The sequence below is a fragment of the Marinobacterium lacunae genome (assembly GCF_000705555.1).
Classification (GTDB): domain Bacteria; phylum Pseudomonadota; class Gammaproteobacteria; order Pseudomonadales; family Balneatricaceae; genus Marinobacterium_D; species Marinobacterium_D lacunae.
This window is the reverse complement of the sequence record NZ_JMQN01000057.1, coordinates 176,101-195,327: the sequence shown is the minus strand read 5'-3', so window position 1 is coordinate 195,327 and position 19,227 is coordinate 176,101. Positions and strand designations below refer to the sequence as shown.

General features: G+C 56.6%; 21 protein-coding genes. 14 read left to right on the top strand and 7 right to left on the bottom strand.

Going from position 1 to position 19,227, the window contains the following annotated elements:
- Positions 1 to 248: 248 nt before the first annotated feature.
- Both trpA and trpB read right to left on the bottom strand, forming a co-directional pair.
- A complete protein-coding gene (trpA, locus tag ADIMK_RS18990; protein WP_036191349.1) occupies positions 249 to 1,070 on the bottom strand; it encodes a tryptophan synthase subunit alpha in 822 nt (273 codons plus the stop codon).
- A gap of 23 nt (positions 1,071 to 1,093) precedes the next feature.
- The gene (gene trpB, locus ADIMK_RS18985; RefSeq protein WP_036191346.1) at positions 1,094 to 2,314 is read right to left on the bottom strand and encodes a tryptophan synthase subunit beta; all 1,221 of its coding nucleotides are present in this window, start codon (positions 2,312 to 2,314) and stop codon (positions 1,094 to 1,096) included.
- A gap of 114 nt (positions 2,315 to 2,428) precedes the next feature.
- Here trpB and ADIMK_RS18980 point away from each other — a divergent pair, with 114 nt between their 5' ends.
- The gene (locus tag ADIMK_RS18980) at positions 2,429 to 3,316 is read left to right on the top strand and encodes a LysR family transcriptional regulator (RefSeq protein WP_036191343.1); all 888 of its coding nucleotides are present in this window, start codon (positions 2,429 to 2,431) and stop codon (positions 3,314 to 3,316) included.
- A gap of 108 nt (positions 3,317 to 3,424) precedes the next feature.
- Positions 3,425 to 4,303: an EamA family transporter gene (locus ADIMK_RS18975; RefSeq protein WP_036191341.1), complete on the top strand. Its 879-nt coding sequence runs from the start codon at positions 3,425 to 3,427 to the stop codon at positions 4,301 to 4,303.
- On the opposite strand, the gene ADIMK_RS18970 is transcribed toward ADIMK_RS18975, so the two are convergent.
- Positions 4,241 to 4,861 carry a TetR/AcrR family transcriptional regulator gene (locus ADIMK_RS18970; RefSeq protein ID WP_051693122.1) on the bottom strand — a complete coding sequence of 207 codons (621 nt, stop codon included), beginning with the start codon at positions 4,859 to 4,861 and terminating at the stop codon, positions 4,241 to 4,243. The two genes, ADIMK_RS18975 and ADIMK_RS18970, sit on opposite strands and share 63 nt — an antisense overlap.
- 101 nt (positions 4,862 to 4,962) lie before the next feature.
- Here ADIMK_RS18970 and ADIMK_RS18965 point away from each other — a divergent pair, with 101 nt between their 5' ends.
- Together ADIMK_RS18965 and ADIMK_RS18960 are read left to right on the top strand one after the other, a co-directional pair.
- Positions 4,963 to 5,607, top strand: coding sequence for a glutathione S-transferase family protein (locus ADIMK_RS18965; RefSeq protein WP_036191339.1), 645 nt, complete (start codon positions 4,963 to 4,965; stop codon positions 5,605 to 5,607).
- 118 nt (positions 5,608 to 5,725) lie between these two features.
- Positions 5,726 to 6,508, top strand: a complete 783-nt coding sequence (locus ADIMK_RS18960) for a TSUP family transporter (RefSeq protein ID WP_036191336.1) — start codon at positions 5,726 to 5,728, stop codon at positions 6,506 to 6,508.
- A gap of 7 nt (positions 6,509 to 6,515) precedes the next feature.
- Here the strand turns inward: ADIMK_RS18960 and ADIMK_RS18955 are convergent, their stop codons facing one another.
- Complete coding sequence (locus ADIMK_RS18955; protein ID WP_036191326.1) at positions 6,516 to 6,839, bottom strand: c-type cytochrome; 324 nt, start codon at positions 6,837 to 6,839, stop codon at positions 6,516 to 6,518.
- A gap of 178 nt (positions 6,840 to 7,017) precedes the next feature.
- Between ADIMK_RS18955 and ADIMK_RS18950 the strand changes: the two genes are divergently transcribed.
- The 7 genes from ADIMK_RS18950 to ADIMK_RS18920 all read left to right on the top strand — a co-directional run bounded on the left by ADIMK_RS18950 (position 7,018) and on the right by ADIMK_RS18920 (position 12,309).
- Positions 7,018 to 7,677 carry a thermostable hemolysin gene (locus ADIMK_RS18950; RefSeq protein ID WP_051693121.1) on the top strand — a complete coding sequence of 220 codons (660 nt, stop codon included), beginning with the start codon at positions 7,018 to 7,020 and terminating at the stop codon, positions 7,675 to 7,677.
- Positions 7,670 to 9,133 (top strand): AMP-binding protein, encoded by a 1,464-nt coding sequence (locus tag ADIMK_RS18945; RefSeq protein WP_036191323.1) that lies wholly within the window; start codon positions 7,670 to 7,672, stop codon positions 9,131 to 9,133. The genes ADIMK_RS18950 and ADIMK_RS18945 overlap by 8 nt, the downstream gene beginning before the upstream one ends.
- A 10-nt stretch (positions 9,134 to 9,143) precedes the next feature.
- Positions 9,144 to 9,809: an iron-containing redox enzyme family protein gene (locus ADIMK_RS18940; protein ID WP_036191321.1), complete on the top strand. Its 666-nt coding sequence runs from the start codon at positions 9,144 to 9,146 to the stop codon at positions 9,807 to 9,809.
- Positions 9,810 to 9,816: 7 nt separating this feature from the next.
- Positions 9,817 to 10,614 carry an SDR family oxidoreductase gene (locus tag ADIMK_RS18935; RefSeq protein WP_036191319.1) on the top strand — a complete coding sequence of 266 codons (798 nt, stop codon included), beginning with the start codon at positions 9,817 to 9,819 and terminating at the stop codon, positions 10,612 to 10,614.
- A complete protein-coding gene (locus ADIMK_RS18930) occupies positions 10,611 to 11,273 on the top strand; it encodes a tetratricopeptide repeat protein (RefSeq protein ID WP_231517094.1) in 663 nt (220 codons plus the stop codon). The genes ADIMK_RS18935 and ADIMK_RS18930 overlap by 4 nt, the downstream gene beginning before the upstream one ends.
- Before the next feature lie 84 nt (positions 11,274 to 11,357).
- Positions 11,358 to 11,822: a methyltransferase family protein gene (locus tag ADIMK_RS18925; RefSeq protein ID WP_036191317.1), complete on the top strand. Its 465-nt coding sequence runs from the start codon at positions 11,358 to 11,360 to the stop codon at positions 11,820 to 11,822.
- A gap of 10 nt (positions 11,823 to 11,832) precedes the next feature.
- The gene (locus tag ADIMK_RS18920) at positions 11,833 to 12,309 is read left to right on the top strand and encodes a paraquat-inducible protein A (RefSeq protein ID WP_036191315.1); all 477 of its coding nucleotides are present in this window, start codon (positions 11,833 to 11,835) and stop codon (positions 12,307 to 12,309) included.
- Between the two features lie 26 nt (positions 12,310 to 12,335).
- On the opposite strand, the gene ADIMK_RS18915 is transcribed toward ADIMK_RS18920, so the two are convergent.
- Together ADIMK_RS18915 and ADIMK_RS18910 are read right to left on the bottom strand one after the other, a co-directional pair.
- Positions 12,336 to 13,448, bottom strand: coding sequence for a ComEA family DNA-binding protein (locus ADIMK_RS18915; RefSeq protein ID WP_036191313.1), 1,113 nt, complete (start codon positions 13,446 to 13,448; stop codon positions 12,336 to 12,338).
- A 568-nt stretch (positions 13,449 to 14,016) separates the two neighbouring features.
- Complete coding sequence (locus ADIMK_RS18910; RefSeq protein ID WP_036191310.1) at positions 14,017 to 14,520, bottom strand: hypothetical protein; 504 nt, start codon at positions 14,518 to 14,520, stop codon at positions 14,017 to 14,019.
- 351 nt (positions 14,521 to 14,871) lie between these two features.
- Here ADIMK_RS18910 and zapE point away from each other — a divergent pair, with 351 nt between their 5' ends.
- Positions 14,872 to 15,990 carry a cell division protein ZapE gene (zapE, locus tag ADIMK_RS18905; protein WP_081849868.1) on the top strand — a complete coding sequence of 373 codons (1,119 nt, stop codon included), beginning with the start codon at positions 14,872 to 14,874 and terminating at the stop codon, positions 15,988 to 15,990.
- Positions 15,991 to 15,993: 3 nt separating this feature from the next.
- Here the strand turns inward: zapE and ADIMK_RS18900 are convergent, their stop codons facing one another.
- Positions 15,994 to 17,307: an MFS transporter gene (locus ADIMK_RS18900; protein ID WP_036191308.1), complete on the bottom strand. Its 1,314-nt coding sequence runs from the start codon at positions 17,305 to 17,307 to the stop codon at positions 15,994 to 15,996.
- Positions 17,308 to 17,427: 120 nt separating this feature from the next.
- On the opposite strand from ADIMK_RS18900, the gene ADIMK_RS18895 reads away from it, so the two are divergent.
- Together ADIMK_RS18895 and ADIMK_RS18890 are read left to right on the top strand one after the other, a co-directional pair.
- Complete coding sequence (locus ADIMK_RS18895) at positions 17,428 to 18,351, top strand: diacylglycerol/lipid kinase family protein (protein WP_051693120.1); 924 nt, start codon at positions 17,428 to 17,430, stop codon at positions 18,349 to 18,351.
- Complete coding sequence (locus ADIMK_RS18890) at positions 18,348 to 19,211, top strand: metallophosphoesterase family protein (RefSeq protein ID WP_051693119.1); 864 nt, start codon at positions 18,348 to 18,350, stop codon at positions 19,209 to 19,211. The genes ADIMK_RS18895 and ADIMK_RS18890 overlap by 4 nt, the downstream gene beginning before the upstream one ends.
- The last annotated feature ends 16 nt before the right edge of the window (positions 19,212 to 19,227 follow it).

The following is a 19,227-nucleotide window of genomic DNA, read 5'->3' as shown; positions in this document are numbered from 1 at the left end:
CTCCTACATGGCTTGAACGCCGGACTTTAACTTAGGAGGTTTGCTATGTGGAATTTCAATGCTGCTGAATGTGATGATCAAATCACTGCTGATTGGCCACAGGAGCCCATCCCGCTGCCGCCAATGCCGCAGAGATGAAAAACAGGCGCTCATTCAGAGCGCCTGTTCACGTTTTGCTAATAGATACGCGTTCCCCGCACAAAAAAAGCAGCCAATGGCTGCTTTTTTTGTGCGTCTTTCCAACCTTGTTACTGGCGGGCTTTTCGCACTGCCTCGGCCAGCGAGCGGGTGAGGTCGGCAACCGCTTGGGTGCCTTCAGCCGGTGTTGCCGCTTTCTCGATGCAATCGGTCAGGGCTGAGCCGACCACTACGGCATCGGCGAACTGGCCAATGCGTTCGGCCTGTTCAGGCGTACGGATACCGAAGCCTACCCCGATGGGGATGTCGGTGTGTCCGCGAATCGCGTTGACTTCCGCTTCCACCTTTTCAGGTGTTGGTGCAGCCGCGCCGGTTACACCGGTGCTGGAGACGTAATACAGAAAACCGGAGGTGTTCTGCAGTACCAGCGGCAGGCGCTTGGCGTCGGTGGTCGGTGTCGCCAGACGAATGAAGTTGATGTTGTACTCACGTGCCGGCAGGCAGAGTTCGTCATCATGCTCAGGCGGCAGGTCAACCACGATCAGGCCATCGACACCGGCTTCAGAGGCCTGCTTAAGAAACGTTTCAACGCCCATGCAGTAGATCGGGTTGTAGTAACCCATCAGTACCACGGGGGTGTCGTTGTCGCGCTCGCGCAGGGCGCGGACCATTGCCAGCGTCTTGTGCATGTTATGACCGGCGGTCAGCGCACGCAGGGACGATTTCTGGATTGAGGGGCCGTCCGCCATCGGGTCGGTGAACGGCATACCCAGTTCGATGACATCCGCACCGGCTTCCGGCAGGGCCAGAAGGGTGTTGAGGCTGTTTTCGTAATCCGGGTCACCGGCACTGATAAAGGTGACGAGGCCGGCACGGTTGGCCGCTTTCAGGTCGGCAAAGCGGCGCTCGATACGGGTCTGATTAGCACTCATCGTTACTATTCCTCAATTCTTGCTCAGTCTGCCAGTTCATCGGCCAGGTGTGCGGTTACGGTGGCCATATCCTTGTCGCCGCGACCGCTCAGGTTGATCACCATCAGGTGGTCCTTGGGCAGGGTCGGCGCCAGCTTGATGGCGTAGGCAATGGCGTGGGATGACTCCAACGCAGGGATGATCCCCTCCAGACGGCAGGTTAGCTTGAATGCATCCAGCGCTTCGTCGTCGGTAATCGAGACGTACTCGCCACGGCCTATATCGTGCAACCAGGCGTGCTCGGGGCCGATGCCGGGGTAATCGAGACCGGCTGAGATGGAGTGGGCATCCTGAATCTGGCCATCTTCTGACTGCAGCAGGTAGGTGCGGTTACCGTGCAGTACGCCCGGGGTGCCGCCCTTGAGGCTGGCAGCATGCTTGCCGGTGTCGATACCGTAGCCCGCGGCTTCTACACCGATGATGCGCACGGAAGAATCTTTGATGAACGGATGGAACAGGCCCATGGCGTTTGAGCCGCCGCCGATGCAGGCGACCAGTGAGTCGGGCAGGCGACCCTCTTTCTCGGTTATCTGTTCACGCACTTCACGACCGATGACAGACTGGAAGTCGCGGACCATCTCAGGGTAGGGGTGCGGGCCTGCAACGGTACCGATGATGTAGAAGGTGGAGTCAACGTTGGTGACCCAGTCACGCAGCGCTTCGTTCATCGCATCTTTCAGTGTGCCGGTGCCGCTCACCACAGGGATAACCTTGGCGCCAAGCAGCTTCATGCGCTGGACGTTGGGCTGCTGGCGGTCGATATCGGTGGTGCCCATGTAAACCACACACTCAAGACCGAAACGTGCAGCGACGGTTGCAGTGGCAACACCGTGCATGCCCGCACCGGTTTCAGCGATGATCCGCTTCTTGCCCATGCGCTTGGCAAGCAGGATCTGACCAAGGCAGTTGTTGATCTTGTGCGCACCGGTGTGCATCAGGTCTTCGCGCTTGAGGTAGATCTTGGCGCCGCCCAGATGTTCGGTCAGACGCTCGGCGTAGTAGAGCGGGCTCTGACGACCGACATAGTCCTTGCTCAAGGCTTCGAGCTCAGCGTAGAAGCTGGGGTCGTTTTTGGCTTTTGCGTACTCGGCCTGAAGGTCGAGGATCAGTGGCATCAGTGTTTCTGCGACGAAGCGACCACCGAAACGGCCAAAGAAACCGTTAACGTCGGGGCCGATCTCGGGTGTTGAATTCTGGGTGCTCATGGGAATAGCTCCATAGCGGTATTGGTATGGCGAGAAGAGTAGTCGAGATTAGCGCGTGTGAAAATCGATTATTTTGCGCTAATCTGTGAGAAAACCTAACAGGAAGTGATTGTCTTGAGTGATTCGCTCCCCTCATTGAATGCCCTCAGAGCCTTTAATGAAACAGCCCGGACGCTGAGCATGACGCGTGCCGCTGAAGTGCTACATGTCACGCACGGTGCGGTAAGTCGCCAGATTAGACAGCTTGAGGAGCAGCTGAGCGTCAGTCTGTTCAGGCGTGAGGGGCGCGGTCTTCTGCTGACGCCAGAGGGCGAGATGCTTCGTGCCTCTACCTCACAGGCATTCGATCAGCTTGAGCAGGCCTGCGTACAGCTCAAGCGGCGTGCATCCGATGCGCCGATTCTGCTCAGTTGCTCGGGCAGTTTTCTGGCGCGCTGGTTTATACCGCGGCTCGACAAGCTGCAAACCCAGTGTCCGGGTCTCAAGCTTCACCTCACCGCAAGCGAAGAGGTGCAGTGGCCGTTGGCCAGCGGTGTCGACGCCGCGCTGCGCTTTGCCGAACCGCCCTGGCCGAATGACGCGCAGGTGATCGATCTGGCACCGGAACTTATGGGGCCTGTAATGAAGCCGGGGTTGCTTGGTTCGGAGATCGCCCCTTCACCCGACAGGGTGCACTCGCTGCCGTTGCTGCATACCGAGTCACGCTTGCAGGCCTGGCCGTTGTGGTTTGGAGCCAAGGGGTTGGCTACAACCGGTATTCGCCATGATCAGGTGTTTGAGCATCTGAACTATATGCTGGAGGCGGCGCTGGTGGGGCTGGGCGTTGCTATAGCGCCAGCGTATTTGGTTGAAGAGGATCTGCGCGCCGGGAGGCTTGTTGCACCCTGGGGGTTTATCGAAACGCCTGCAAGACTCGGGCTTTGGATATCGCCTGGGGAGAACCGTCCGGTGATCGGTAAGCTGATTGAGTGGCTGAAGGCGGAGCTGGTTCAGAATCCGTAGTAGACAGATCCATAATCAGATCTTATCGATCGTCCATATTCGATAATTTGGGTTGTGTAAGGCCCGCGCTTACAATGTCGCTCCCCCCTGACATACGGATGAGAGTTGATGGGCCTTTGGATCCCCTTCACGTTGATGGCTGCATTCATGCAGTCATGGCGTAACGCGTTTCAAAACCGGTTAAGTAAAGAGGTCAACACGGCGGGTGTTACGCTGGCGCGCTTTCTTTGGGCCAGCCCATTGGCGGTGCTCTATCTGGTGCTGCTTTACCACTTCAAACCGGTGGCGATGCCGCATTTCGATGCGCCGTTTGTGCTGACTATTCTGGCCGCGTCTGTGTCACAGATTTTCGCCACTGCACTGATGGTGATGCTGTTCCGGCTCAGGAACTACGCCATTGGCGTTGGTCTTGCTAAAAGCGAGGCGGTGATCGCGGCGGCGCTGGGCGCTGTGTTTTTCAGCGCGCCGCTGACGGCGCTGGCCTGGGCGGGAGTCATCATCGGTGCTGTAGCCGTCTGGTTGATGAGTAATACCGGCCCCGTTCGAGAGCTGCCCCTGAAAACCGTGGTAACGGGCCTTGGTAGTGGACTATGTTTCGCGCTCACCACGTTGTGGGTGCGCGAGGCGGCATTGATGCTGGATCTGACCTTTCCTCATAGTGCCGCTTGGGTGTTGCTCTGGGTAATCTCGACTCAGACGCTGATCATGCTCGTTTGGTTGCTGGTGCGTGATCCGGCCACGCTCAGGGCACTTTGGTCGCGCCCGAGACTGGTAATGCTGACGAGCCTGTTTAGCTTTCTGGGCTCGGTGGGGTGGTTTACCGCCATGAGTCTTGAAACCGTGGCGATGGTTAAAACGCTGGGGCAGGTCGAGGTGCTCTTTACACTGGCCATATCGGCGCGCTGGTTCAAGGAGCGACTCGGCTTACGCGATTTTCTGGGGCTTGCCTTCATCGTGGTCGGCGCGGTCTGTGTGATTGTCGCCTGACGTGGCCTGCCGCTCGGACAGCACCGCCACGCGGCAGGTATCCAGCAACTGCTTTGACAGGTCGTCGTCGTTGAGTGCCCGGGCGATGGCGACGCCGCCTACCATTAACACCACGCGTTCGAGTGCGTGGCTGTAATCCTCGCCGTTTCCGCCAACAATATCGACCAGCCCGCGGAACACCCGTGTCCAGATATCCCTGACCTGATCATCGCGCTGGGCGATGTCACTCACCAGAAATGCCAGCGGACAGTGCAGGGTCTCGCCGCTGAGGTGTTCTTCGCTGAGGTATACACCGATGATGCGCTCTAGTTGTTGTTGCGTCGCTGAGGTGCCTTGTACATGTTTGTCACGCGCGGCATGTGCAGTGGCCAGTATTGCTTCGCCATACAGTTCGCTTTTCGAGGAAAAGTGGGCGTAAAAAGCGCCGCGGGTCATGCCCGCCTCTCTCATGACCTGATCGATGCTCACCTGATCAAACCCCTGTTGTGCAAACAGACGGGCGGCTGTCGTCAATATGCGCTGGCGGCTACGGGCCTTGTGTTCGGGGTTCCAGCTCATGGGAAACGCTCCTGATCGGTTGAGTCTAAAATATGTTCTTGAACATATTTTGGTGCTCATGATGATAGTGGATACAACATGAACCGGAAAGGGAGTGCACGATGGCAAAGCTACATATTCTGGGGCCCACCTTCAGTAACTTCGTACGCAGTGTGATGCTGTGCTGTGAGGAGAAGGGGGTTGATTACAGTGTAGGTCTTGAGCTCGACGGGCAGAGCATAGGGTTCAAGAGTGAGGAGCATTTCAAACTCCACCCCTACGGCAAGGTGCCGGTATTGATCCACGGCGACCGGGTTATCTTTGAAACAGCGGTGATCTGCCGTTATATCGATGCTGTCTTCGATGGGCCCGCGTTGCAGCCGGAACACTTGTGGGAGCGCACGCAGGTGGAGATGGCCTCCGCCGAGATTTCGCTCTATATCGACAAGGCGCTGGTGCGTGATCTGCTGCTGGAGTTTGCCTTCCCCAAAGGTGAAGACGGCAGCATACGCATGGATGCTGTTGAACGGGCATTGCCGCAGGCGCAGAAGGCGTTGGCGCGGGTTGAGCGACTGCTGGCCGATCGTGACTTCATCGTCGGTAACCGCTACACCATGGCCGATGCGCTGCTAACGCCGATGCTCAACTATGTCAGTGGCTTGCCCATGGCGTCGGATCTAATGCCTGAGCAGGGCGCCCTGAACGTCTATGTGCAGCGGATGAAAGCACGCGCGTCCGGACAGAAGGTGCTGCTGCCTCTGGGTTGATTGAGGTCGCGGTGTTATATCGTTGCAACACGCGGCGGGATTGTTTCGTGTCCGCCGCATTCTGACCGCCTTCCAGACCTGCTAAGCTGCGTACCTTTGTGTCCGGCGGGAGGGAAAAATGGCGGATCTTTTGTGGTGGCAATATGCGCTCATTGGCCTGGCCTTTGTCTGGAGCGGTTTCGTACGCTCGGGTCTGGGCTTTGGTGGTGCGGTCCTGTCGCTGCCGTTTCTTCTGCTGGTTCTGAATGAGCCGCTGGTCTTTCTGCCGGTTATCTCGATCCATCTGCTTATCTTTTCCAGCTGGATAGCCTGGAAGGGGCATCGGGCACATCGTGACACGCCCGGCGAGAGCAATATCGATTGGCGCTACCTGTGGCAGTCGATGAAGATCATGATCGTGCCGAAGATTGTGGGGGTACTGGGCTTGTTGACCCTGCCGGGCGAGATCATGAGTAGCATTATCTTTGTCATCGTGATCGCCTATGCCATCGGCTATGTGCTCAACAAGCCGTTTCGCAGCAACAAGCCGTGGGTCGACAATATGTTTCTGGCGCTTGGCGGGTATGTCAGTGGCACCTCGTTAATCGGCGCACCGCTGATCGTTGCGGTCTATGCCAATCACGTTGCCAAACATCAGTTGCGCGATACGCTGTTTGTGCTCTGGTTCATACTGGTGGCGATCAAGATGACCTCATTCCTGATCGCCGGTGTCGACCTGCAGCTGATTCATCAGCTTTGGTTATTGCCCTGTGCGTTTGTCGGGCATCTGATAGGCGAGCGTTTCCACCGTTACGTGGTGAGTAAAGAAACGCCGCTGTTCTTTCAGGTGTTGGGTGCTGTGCTGATTGTGGTCAGTGTGCTGGGGATTGTCCGCCAGCTGTCGACACTGATATCAGCCTGATTCTTCATTATTGCTGCTTGGCCAGGCGTCTTAGCAGGTGTTGCGCGATATTGCGCGCCTGCTGCTCGCTCAAGTGGCTGAAGCTTGGCATGTCCTGCATGTTTGATTTGCCATGCATGATGAGCCGCGTAACCTCTGACTCGCTCATCGTGGTTGCGCGGTTCGCCGGAATTCCCTCCAGAAACGATCCTTTCCCACTCTCCTTGTGACAGCCCGCGCAGTAATAGTTAAACAATGTCTCGCCATCAGTGGCATTGGGCTCTGGTTTGGATTCGCATCCGGCCACTAGAAGCACGGCAAGAGATAACGCAAGCAAACGAGAGTGGTTCATCTGCTGACCTCGGGTGGCTCATTATTTTCGACTTAGTATATGACTAAATACTAATAAGTGACAATTGTGACAGTTGTGGATGATTTGACCGACATCAACGTTCGCCCCACCTCTTAAGATCCACTTAAGTATCCCGCTACAGAATCAGCTGCAAGCATCAACACATGAGATGAGTTTTATGCAGCGTAATATCAAGTCTACACAGCCGCAGCAGCATGATGCCGGGTTCAGGCTTCTTGCGTCAGATTGTGAAAACGCCGAGCCGGTTAAAGCGATTGTGCGTCGGGTATACCGACAGGCTTATGGCGCGGAGCTGGATCACTTCATGCCCCTGCTGTTATGGCTTGAGGGCTCAAACACCGCCGTTGGCCTTTCCCCGGGCAACAGCGGGACTATGTTTCTGGAGCACTATCTAGACAGTCCAATAGAGGCTTTGTTGACTCACGCCTGTAACCGACCGGTTGCGCGCTCAACCATTATTGAACTCGGTAACTTCGCCGCTGGCAGTATCGGCGAGACACGTTTACTCATTCCGATGCTGGCCCAACTGCTTTACCGGCTAGGCTACGAATGGGTTGTTTTTACTGCGACGCCGGTGCTCAAAAACAGCTTCCGCCGATTGGGGGTGGAGTTGATTCCGCTTGCATCGGCCGATCCGACGCGAGTGCCCGATCCTGCCCGCTGGGGACGCTATTACCAGTGCGCGCCCCAGGTGCTCGCAGGTTCTATCGCGCAGGCATTACCCGGTCTGAGCCGAATCGATCCCTTTGCCCGCCGGGTACGTCACTCAAGGCTTCTGCGTCAGAACACGACAGATTTGGGGGCGATCAATGGCTGAACTGCTTGCCCATCTGGAAACGTTATCCAACACTCACCCCGCAATACGGTTGTTAAGCGATGAGACTCAATCTCTTAACGCAGAGGCCCTATGGCACCGGGTAACGACGCTGTCTGCCTGGTTGTCCGAGTCTGGCAGCCGCGTACTGGCTGTGATGCTGGATAACCGGGTCGAATGGGTGCTGCTTGATCTTGCAGCGCGCCATGCTGGTATCTGCATGGTGCCGGTGCCGTTATTTTTCTCACCCGAGCAGATCAGCCATCTGATTGAGCAATCCGGTGCCGACTTGCTGGTGACGGAGGAGGCGATCGTTTGGCCCGGCGAGTACGCGATAGATGTACCGGAATTCCTGAGCGCTCTGCGTGTTGTGCATCTGCAGGCGAACACGGCTAACTCCACTGATGTGAGCGATGTTGCCCGCATCTCGTTTACTTCGGGCTCCACCGGGCGACCCAAGGGCGTGTGTCTGTCAATGACCAATATCGAGCGCATCGCCGAATCACTCAAGATGCGCCTCTCGCCGCTGGGCATCGAGCGCCATCTGGCAACCTTGCCATTGGCAACGCTGTTGGAAAATATCGCCGGTGTCGATGTGCCACTGCTCAGCGGTGCAGAGGTCGTGTTGCGCCGCATGTCGCGTCTTGGTTTCGAAGGCTCAAGCGGATTCAATCCGTTGCGCTGGGCCGCTGCGATAACCGAGGCAGACCCGGAGAGCCTGATTCTTATCCCCCAGTTGTTGCAGGCGCTGCTGGCATTAACCGCCTCGGGCGGTGTGACGGCTGATCGGATCAAGTTCATCGCGGTGGGCGGCGGTAAGGTGGCGTCGCAGCAGATAGAGCAGGCGCATGCCCTTGGGCTGCCTGTCTATGAGGGCTATGGACTTACCGAGAACGCCTCGGTGGTCGCGGTCAACGTACCGGCGCAGAGCCGGGTTGGCAGTGTGGGGCGTCCGTTTGAACATCTTGAGCTGCGCTTTGATGTGGACGGAGAGCTCTATCTGCGCGGTGACACTCTTATGCTCGGTTATCTCGGTGAGCCACGGCGACGCGCCGGGGAGTGGCTGGCCACGGGCGATATCGGTTACCTCGATAACGACGGCTATCTGTATATAAGCGGGCGCCGAAAGAACATCTTCATCAACAGTTTCGGCCGCAATCTATCGCCCGAGTGGGTGGAGTCGGAAGCGATCTCCATCGAAGGGATTGACCAGATCGCGCTGATTGGTGATGCACGTCCCTACAACGTGGCGTTGATTGTCAGCCGTGCCCCCGACTCGATCCATTCGGGCATCGATCAGCTCAACGCACGACTGCCCGACTATGCGCGCGTGAAGCGCTGGATGCTGGTGGAAGCCCCCTTCAGTTATGAGAACGGTTGCCTGACCGCCAATGGCCGGTTGCAGCGCGATCGTATTCAAACCCGTTACCGTGACGCCATTGAGGCGCTCTACGTTTAAGGAGACCCATATGAGCTTTTTTCAACGCCTTCAGCAGGAGACACAACCCCTGCGTGAGCGTCTGCTTCAGGCACCGGCGATTGCAGCCTGCGCCAGGGGCGAGGTGTCGCTGGAAACCTACATCGCGTTTCTGACCCAGGCGTATCACCACGTGCGCCACACTGTGCCTCTGTTGATGGCCTGTGGCGGTCGTCTGGGGCCTGAGTATGAATGGCTGCGTGAGGCGATTGCCGAATATATCGAAGAGGAACTCGGTCATCAGGAGTGGATCCTCAGTGACCTGGAAGCCTGCGGCGTCGATCCCGAGCAGGTGCGCAACGGTCGGCCTTCGCTGCCGATAGAGCTGATGGTGTCCTACCTCTATGACTGCATCAATCGCGGCAACCCGCTGGGCTTCTTCGGCATGGTGCAGGTGCTGGAGGGCACAAGTGTGAGCATCGCCACACCGATGGCCGGGATCATCCAACAACGGCTGAATCTTCCGGATACCGCCATGCGCTATCTGACCTCGCACGGTGAGTTGGATCAGAGCCATATCCGCTTCTTCGAGAGCCTGATGGACAGGGTCGAGAGCGAGGCGGACCAGCAGGCGATCATTCACAGTGCCAATGTAGTGTACCGGCTCTATGGCGATATGTTTATGGGGCTGCCATTGCCGCAGACGCAGGCAGCCTGAGGTGAGTATGGAGATCGATAAAAAGCATGTCCTGCTTACCGGTGCCAGTGGCGGAATCGGGCAGGCGTTGGCGCTGGCTTTGGCCGCCAAGGGCGCAAGGCTTACGCTGATCGGACGGCGTGCCGAGCCGTTGGAGACCTTATGCACTGGGCTTTCGGGCGAGGGTCATCGTGTCCTGACGCTTGACCTTAACGACATGGCGGCACGGGCAGAGCTTGCGCAGAAACTGGGCGAGCAGCCGCTCGATATCTTGATCAACTGTGCCGGCTCCAATCAGCTTGGCTGGTTGAGCGACCAGACCGAGTATGAAATCGAACAACAGCTTCGCATTAATCTGCTGGTGCCGATGTTGCTGACACGACAGCTGTTGAATCGGCTTAATCCGAAGCAGGCGCTGATCGTGAATATCGGCTCCTCGTTCGGAGCCATAGGCTACCCCGGCTATACCGCTTACTGTGCGGCCAAATTCGGTCTGCGCGGGTTTTCCGAGGCGCTGCGCCGTGAACTTTCTAATACATCAACCAAGGTGATCTATATCGCACCCAGGGCGACCGATACTGCGTTGAACAGCGAGTCGGTGCGCGCGATGAATCAGATTCTTGGCAACAGGATGGATTCGCCGGAAACGGTGGCAGCGGTGGTGTTGCGCAGCATCGCACGTGAGCGAACCGAAACCTATATCGGTTGGCCCGAGAGGTTGTTTGTACTGATCAACAAACTCAATAGTGCGCCGGTCACAAGGGCTATACGAGGCCAGCTCGAGATTATCCGCCGTTATGCCATTGAAGCGAGGAGCGAACGATGAAAAAAATGCGTCTACAGCGCGTGATTCGGGCAGCGATGGTAAGCACAGTGTTGGTGTGCACCCCGCTATGGGCCGCTAATGCAACGACTGCGCTCGACCAGGTGAGTGAGCTTCAGAAGGATTGGGCGCACATCAAGTACGAGGTACCCGAGAAACAGCGCGAAAAAGCGTTCGAGCAGCTGGCCGAGCGTGCCCGAGGCTACGCCGAGGAGAGCAAAGATAGCGCGGAGGTTTTGATCTGGGATGCCATCGTGCTGAGCACCTATGCCGGTGAAAAGGGCGGTTTGGGCGCGTTGTCGTTGGTAAAGGAAGCGCGTAACAAACTGGAAAATGCCTTGGCGTTAGACCCCGGTGCCTTGCAGGGGAGCGCCTACACTAGCCTTGGCTCACTTTACTATCAGGTGCCGGGCTGGCCCATTGGGTTCGGCAACGATGACAAAGCGGAAGAGATGCTGAAAAAGGCATTGAGCCTCAATCCGAATGGTATCGATCCGAACTTCTTCTACGGCGACTATCTGCTGAAGCAGGGACGTAAAGCGGAAGCAAAGGCCGCCTTTGAAAAAGCACTCAGTGCGCCGCCGCGTGTAGGCCGTGAGTTAGCCGACAGAGGGCGACACGAAGAGATCAGCGAAAAACTGGGGCAGCTCAAAAGCCAGTAGTCCGGCTGGTTAAAGGTGGGCATGTGCGCGGACAGGATCTGGTATCCTTGCACCGGATATTCGGGAAAGGGATGAATCGACACCATGAGTCTGGAGCTCAAATGCCCACCGGTCCTGTTGGCCGTTATTCTGGCGCTGTTTATATGGAGCAGCGCACGTTATTTGCCGCTACCCATTGAGTTACACGCGCTGGATGCCGTTGTCTGGATTAAATACGGTCTTGCCTTCACGTCGTTGCTGATCGGCGTGTTGGCGTTGGTGCAGTTTCGGCGCGCACGTACCACCTTTCATCCTCACACCCCTGAAAAAGCCAGCCAGCTGGTTGAGTCGGGGCTGTACCGATACTCGCGCAACCCGATGTATCTTGCCATTCTCATGCTGTTGTGTGCCTATGCGTTGCATGCGCCCAGCTGGCTGGCGCCATTTTGGCCAGTTGCCTTCGTGCTGTATATGAACCGCTTTCAAATTGCGCCGGAAGAGCGTGTTTTGAGGCACATCTTTGGCGAGTCGTATGAGCGTTACCTGCGCCGTGTGCGGCGCTGGATCTGAGGAGCGCGCGATGCTGAAGAAGCCTCATTACCTAAAATGGCTTGCGCTGCTTGCTGGGTTGCTGCTGCTGGCAGGCATGCTTACGCCACTGCTGACGCTGACACGGTTGTGGATGTTTGATGAACAGATCTCGATCCTGACCGGCATCTTGAAACTATGGCAGCAGGGGCAGTACCTCTTGTTTGTGATCATTCTCGGTTTTAGCGTGGTACTGCCGCTGGCGAAACTGGCGCTGCTGGCACGTTTGCTGTCAGTACATGATCGGGTTGGTGCCGGTACCCGACGCCTGCTCCATCTGATGCATGAGTATGGGCGTTGGGCGATGCTGGATGTGATGGTGGTCGCAATGCTGATTGTGACCGTAAAGCTCGGGGTGATCGTCAGTGTCGAAGTGCACTACGGATTGTATCTGTTTGCCGCCGGGGTGCTGCTGACCATGCTGGTCACGCGACAAACTGTGCACTGGTTAGAGAGTGCGGAGCGGTAAGTGGAGATACCGCTCCGCATACACGATTAAAGCGTCAGCAGCTCGCGCAGACGCGCGATCATGCGGGCGCCGATACCGCGCACCTTCTGCAGGTCATCCACGCTGGAGAACGGGCGTTCTGCGATAATCGCATCGGCCAGGCGCGGTGAGAGTCCCTTCACTTTGCTCAGCGCCTTGGCGCTGGCAGAGTTGATCGATACCGCCTCTTCAACCTTTTCAGCTTTCTTCTTGTCGGCTTTGGTTGCAGGCTTCTTAACGGCCTTTGCAGCTTTTTTCGGTGCTTTCTTTTCGGCCAGTGCAGCGTCTGCTTGTACGGCCTCGGTAGCGGCTTTAGCGGCTACAGCCTGCTCGGCTTCCGTTGGTTCAATGGCGATAAACTCCGCCATCGGCTGGGTTTCGACAGCAATTTTCTCGGCGGCGATAGGTGCTTCACGCACAAGCGAGGGCAGCTGGCGGAAATCGCGGGTTACAAAACCTGCAGGTGTCCATTCACGCAGCATCAGGGCGAGCGCCCATTCCCCCACCGGTGGCTGAATCAGATCAAGCGCGAAGCTGCAATCGCGCCATTCGCATTGACCATCGAGTGTACCCAGCTCAGTGCTTGCCAGCGGAAAACCGGTGAAATCACCGCCTGTGTACGGAGCATTCAGCGCCCAGAGCTCAAGGCTTAGGGAGCCTGAGCGGTTATCGGCTTCGCGGTTGTTGGCGATAACATCGATTGACAGCGATACGCTTGTGTCGTGCAGCTGGCAGTCGACGCGTCCCTGAATGCGCGGTTGCGCAAACAGCTGACGGTTGTTGAATACCGCGCAGTCGTGTACCTGAACCTTGCCATCCTCGGTCTGGCCAACCAGCGCCATGGCCATGGTGAAATCGCTATCGCCTGCCGGTGGCAGAGCCAGCGCCTGATCCTGCAGAAAGCCGGTAAAAACGGATTGGGTCAGTGGCAGCTCAGCGACGCGGGTACCCTGAGGTGCCTGCGGGTCGATCGGCTCCGGGCTTGCCAGAAGCTGAAGCGAGAGACGCTGGTTTTCAAGCTGCTGCGGATCGTCGACACACAGGTCGGCAGCCAGTTGGGCCCAATCGCCCTCAATACGGTATTCAACATGTCCATTAAAGCGAATAGCGCGGGTGATCATTGTTTTGTTACCTGTTGTAGCGGATGAGGAGAGGGCGCCAGTATAGGCGCACTTTATGACAGGTAAAGGGCTATCGAGTGCTAAGTGAAATTAAATCAATTTTTTGGTGGATGGCTTCGCGTTCTTGTTAGTTTTGCGACAATCGATGCACTTTTATGGTGCTTGCGTTTACCTGTTTCTGTCCGTACCGGTAAACGATAACGGCGTATCGATATCCATAAACAGAAGCAATGGCCAGAGCAGGCAGGTGTAGTTGGGTTGGTCTTTAGGTGATCTGTTTATATCGAATATCGAAGTGTCAATATCTATTAATGATTTTGCGCTGATCAAAATAGACGTAGTTCGGCTTGAATTTGAATAAAGTAAGATCGCTTTTGATGCCTCGCAGTATCTACCGCAGCTTTGGTGCGGGAAGTAAGCGGCAAGAAGAGGTGCAACGCTTGCTGTCAGCAGTGGGAGCCGGCGAAACCTTAGCGATTATCGATGGAGTCCGCGGCTTTACCGAGACGTTCGACCCATCTGAGATTTCTGTTATTGGAAATCTCAGATGGCCGCTACCCAAGTGGTATTATTTTATCAATTGATTCAGTATTTTTTTGTAAGCGTCTTTATCTAAAAAATCAGAATCTATTTTAATTACCTTTCCATCATCACTGACTAAAAAAAGGAACGTCTTTTTACCGTCCCCTGAAAAATTTACTACATAGTGATTCGATCGCCAGACATCGACCATGCTATCGTTCACAAAAGTATTCGCCATAGTTTCCATAGTGTTACGATTGCACTCTGTGTTGGTGGCCAATGAAAAAAGGTCTAAAAAAAACCTATCAACACTACAGCCATATTCGATAGATTTGTCGCCGGTCATATCAGTGAAGGCGATATAGTTTTTACCTTTTTCACGTCCGTAGCGGAAAACCAGGATGTTATTGGTGCCACCAAGATCACCTACCACTTCAAACCCAGGTGGTATATCAAACCTGTTACCGGCATATACCACCTCTACGTCTGAGTCAGAATATGCTTGCGCAGACATAAGCGTAAACAACAGGCATAAAATATATCGTGCCATTTCAAATCCCCTCCAAAGTCATAGACGCCGAACACTGACTAGCTTCGGTTGCTATGTCTTCTCCAGACGTAGTGGTCAGCCTACCCATTGAAGTGACTTGTGAATCAGAGCAGCGAAAGATCCACGCTCTGTTAAAAAGAAGTGTTCCATCGGGATCATCCTTAATCCAGCCAGGTTCAATTGCGGTAGACAAACCTTATAAGCAGGCTGACGGTTTGTCAGCACTGTTGTTGCTTCAATTCCATACCCATCATCAAACGTCGGGGAGGCTAGTGTCGGAAAGCCCCTTGCGTCTGCCGATAGAACGCTGGATCATTTTCGCGCCTGAGTTTTGCCTGATTGGAGTTGTGTGTGCCCCTTTCGCCCCGTGATGCCTACCTGAATGCCCTGCAAGAGGGGTTTGTGGATGATCCTGCGCAACGCCATGCGGTGGAGCGTTTACAGCTGTGCCATGAAGCGTTGCACGCACGCTGGCGCAAACGTCCGCGGGGCGTCTATTTATGGGGTCCTGTCGGGCGTGGCAAGACCTGGTTGATGGACCGTTTTCAGGATGGGCTGCTGGTACCCGCCCGTCGGCAGCACTACCACCATTTCATGCGCTGGGTGCACAAGCGTCTGTTCGAGCTGACAGGTCAAAGTGACCCGCTGAACCGCCTTGCCGATGAGCTGGCGTCAGAGCTGACGGTTCTGTGTCTCGATGAGCTGTTCATCAACGATATCGGTGATGCAATGATTCTCGGGCGACTGTTCCAGCTCATGTTCAACAAGGGGCTGGTATTGGTATTGACCTCGAATCAGCCGCCGCAGTCGCTCTATGCCAACGGACACCACCGTGATCGCCTGCTGCCGGCTATTGCCGCGATCGAGACACATATGGAGATCGTCGACGTGCGGGGGCCAGAAGATCATCGCCTGCACCCGGGTGCGCACACCCAACGTTACTGGGTTCGGGATGAAAGCCAGCCTCATGTTATGTCGGAGCTGTTCGTCCAGTTGGCCGGAGAGGAGGGGGTAGACTGGCCGCTAACGGTTGGTGAGCGAGAAGTGGATGTGATGCGCTACAAAGCGAAAGTGCTCTGGGCGAGTTACGATCAGTTGTGTGAGAGCCCGCTCTGGGCCAATGACTATATCGAGTTGTGTGATCGCTTCGATCATATTCTGCTCAGCGACGTGCCAATGCTGGCAAGTGACGAGCATATGCGGGATATCGCCAGAGGCACAGAAGACGCGGCCGAACGCGTCGACACCGGTGATCGGAAAATGCCGACGATATCGTTGCGTGACAATGGCGTACGTCGGTTTATTGCGCTGGTGGACGAGTGTTATGACCGCGGTGTGCCGCTGTATCTTGAAGCGGCTGTGCCGATGGAGTTGCTCTATCCTGACGGCTATCTCGAGTTTGCCTTCAGGCGTACCCTGAGCCGGCTCAACGAGATGCAGCTGAGCCGGTTCGGCCTTGGTCGAAGCTGAAGTTCAGTCGGTCTCGGGCAGTGTCAGGGCCAGTAAGGTGCCGACAAGGCACAGGCATGAGAGCAGTAAAATGATCCCGGTGATATCGAGTATGCCACTCAGTGCGCCGGTCAATCCCATCAGCAGTAGCACCAATCCAATTACAGTGTTGCTGACCGCTACATAGTCGGTGCGTTTGTTGCCCTCGGCAAGATCGATGACATAGGTCTTTCGGCCGATCCGTACGCCCTGATGGGCGACGCTTAACGCGAAATAGAACAGCGGCAATACCCAACCCACCGAGAGCCAAACCGGCGCAAGCCAGTCCAGCGTGCAGACAATAAAGCCCAGCATCGAGGTAAGCCCTGCGGAAACAATCAGTACCTGTCGGCTGGATGAATCGGCAAAGCGTCCCCAAAACGGGCCCGAGAGCAGGCCCGCCGCACCACTGGCCAGAATGAACAGCCCCAGCAGATAGGTGGCTGATCCAAGCTTGTTCTGGGCCAATACCACGTAGTAGGGAGCGGTCAGTGCCGAACAGAGCAGCAGGGCACGGGTAGTGACAAAGCGGCGAAAAGGGCGGTCCGTGCGCAGAATGTCGAGCCGTTTGATCGCTTCCATGAAGCCGTTGGCTCCGCCGTCGGTTTCCCCGGGAAATTCGGTGACACGTGAATAGATCACCGCGGCGACCAGCCAGAGCATACCGGCACCGGCGAGCAGCACACCGAAATGTTCGGGCGAGAATGAGTCTCCGTCATTTAGAAGTAACAGGGCTCCGAGCGATAGGGTGATAAGGCCAGCTGCCGATGACGACCAGCCTGTCAACCGGCCGCGTTGGGCCTTCGGGATGGTCTTGCCGATCACATCCTTGGAGGCAACAGAACAGAGCCCACGGGCAAGGCTGAACAGGCACAGGAGGGCGATGATCGACCAGCCGGCAACGGCGCCCTCCAACTGCCAGGCCACTACGCCGATTGCACCGATCGCCAGTGCCTGGAGAATGCTGCCGAGCACCCAGACACTTTTGCGGATCGGCATGCGGCGTACATAACTGGCGATAACCAACTGGGGCAGCATCGACCCGGACTCCCGAATCGGCACCAGAAAGCCCAGCAGATAAAGCGGTGCAGCGATGCTCTCCATGATCCAGGGCAGCACAATCTTCGGGTTTGATACCGCATCACCAAGTTGGGTCAGAAACTGGCTGATCAGCGTGAGGATAAAGTTGCCCGGCACCTCACGGCAGGCGGATTCGTCGATCGCCTTGCAGGCGCGAGCATCCTCTTCGTTAATCAGTTTTTGGTATAGGTTATGGGTCACTGACTCGCGCTTTTTCATATCCACTTCCTATGCGTAGCGCTGTAAACGTTTAACCCAGTCTCTCATAACCCTGCGCTGGTAATACAGCGTAGGGCGGTTAAACTCAATTCAAATCAGGGGCTTGGCTGGCGAGGAGTGATGAGCATAAAGGAAACACTGCATATTCTGGCCAATATTCGTTCGGGGCAGGGGGTAGCCGAACGCGTTGCCCGCCGCGTGCTTGAACGATGCCGGGCTGAAGGGGTTCGCGCAGTGCTCCATGCCAGCCGTCACCGGCGTGAGATGAGGGGCTCGATCATGCGGGCGTGCACGGAAGCTCGCGCGGATGGCGGTCGGGTGCTGGTGATCGGCGGCGATGGCACGATCCGCTCGGTGAGCGAGGTACTGTGCGGCACCGAGATCCCGCTGGCGGTTATTCCAACCGGTACATTCAATTTCTTCGCCCGGAATCTGGGCATTCCACTGGAGGTCGATGCCGCGCTGGAACTGGCCCTGTCGGGCAATCCGAGAGCGGTTAATCTGGGCCGTGTAAACGATCACGTGTTCAACAACAACGCGAGCTTCGGGCTCTATGCACGCATGATCAAGGCAAGAGAGGAACACTCCCGCCGTTTCGGACGTCACCGGGTGGTCGCGATTCTCTCAACGCTCTTCACCCTGCTCAAGGGTTACCGCGCGCTCTATTTGACACTCGAAACCGACGGTCATACACGTACCGTGCAAAGCCCCATGGTGTTCGTCGGCATCAATTCCTTGCAGATGCGCGGTGTTAATCTGGATATCGGTCACTGCATGAAAGAGCCTAACCTTGGCGTGGTGGTCATGAAACCGTCCAGCGGCTGGGGCTTGCTCAGGCTCTGTATCAGAGGGTTGGCTCGCCGACTGAGTGATGAGGAGAGTCTCGAGCATTTCTGTACTCAGAAGATCGAGATCAGGCCCAATCGCAAGCACATTACCGTGGTGCTTGATGGCGAGCGTCAGCGCATCGTGACGCCTCTGCGTTTTGATATCGTGATAGGGGGGCTTCAGGTGATTGCGCCTTCGCCGGAGGACGCGCCATGAGACTGCTTCACCTCTCGGATCCCCATTTTGGCACCGAGCAACAGGCGGTGGGTGATGCGCTGCTCGAGCGCGCCTCAGAACTGGTGCCGGATCTGGTTATCCTCTCGGGTGACATTACACAGCGCGCGACCGCTAAACAGTTCGAGCAAGCGGCGCAGTTTGTAGCCCGGTTGCCCGTCGATGTGCCTGTGTTGGCGGTGCCCGGCAACCACGATATTCCGTTGTGGGATATCGGGCGACGCCTTTTGTCACCCTATGGACGCTACAAGGCGTGCTTCAAACTGCCGCCTTTTGAGTGGTGTGATGGGGATGTACAGGTCATTGCGCTCAACTCGGCACCGCGCTGGCGCCACCGCAATGGCGAACTGGATACCGAATCGCTCAGGGAGCAGCTTCGCACCTATGCCGAGCGCCCGGCCCGACACCGCATTGCGCTGTTCCATCATCCGGTCGATTGCAGGCGGCATCAGGACCGCCACAACATCATTCGTGGGGCTGAACAGATCTGCGAAGTGCTGGGTGATCACGGTATCGATCTTGTCATGGGGGGGCATATTCACGATCCGTTGATGCGCACCTCGGAGCACCTCTATCCGAATCTGCGCCCGACGCAGGTTTTTCTGCTAGCCGGTACCTGTATCTCTTCACGCACCCGAGTTGGCGCGCCGAACTCCTTCAACCTGATCGACATTCGCCGCCCGGGCGAGGAGATGCTGATCGAGCGTTGGGATATGGATGCGGCGCAGAGGCAGTTTCACCCCGTCCAGCTGTGTCAGTTTCTGCGCTCAGCAGACGGTTGGCGCCTGGGTGAGGCGCAACGTCCCGATCATCCCGATCGCCATGCGTTGCCTGTATCCTGATGTGACATTAAATCTT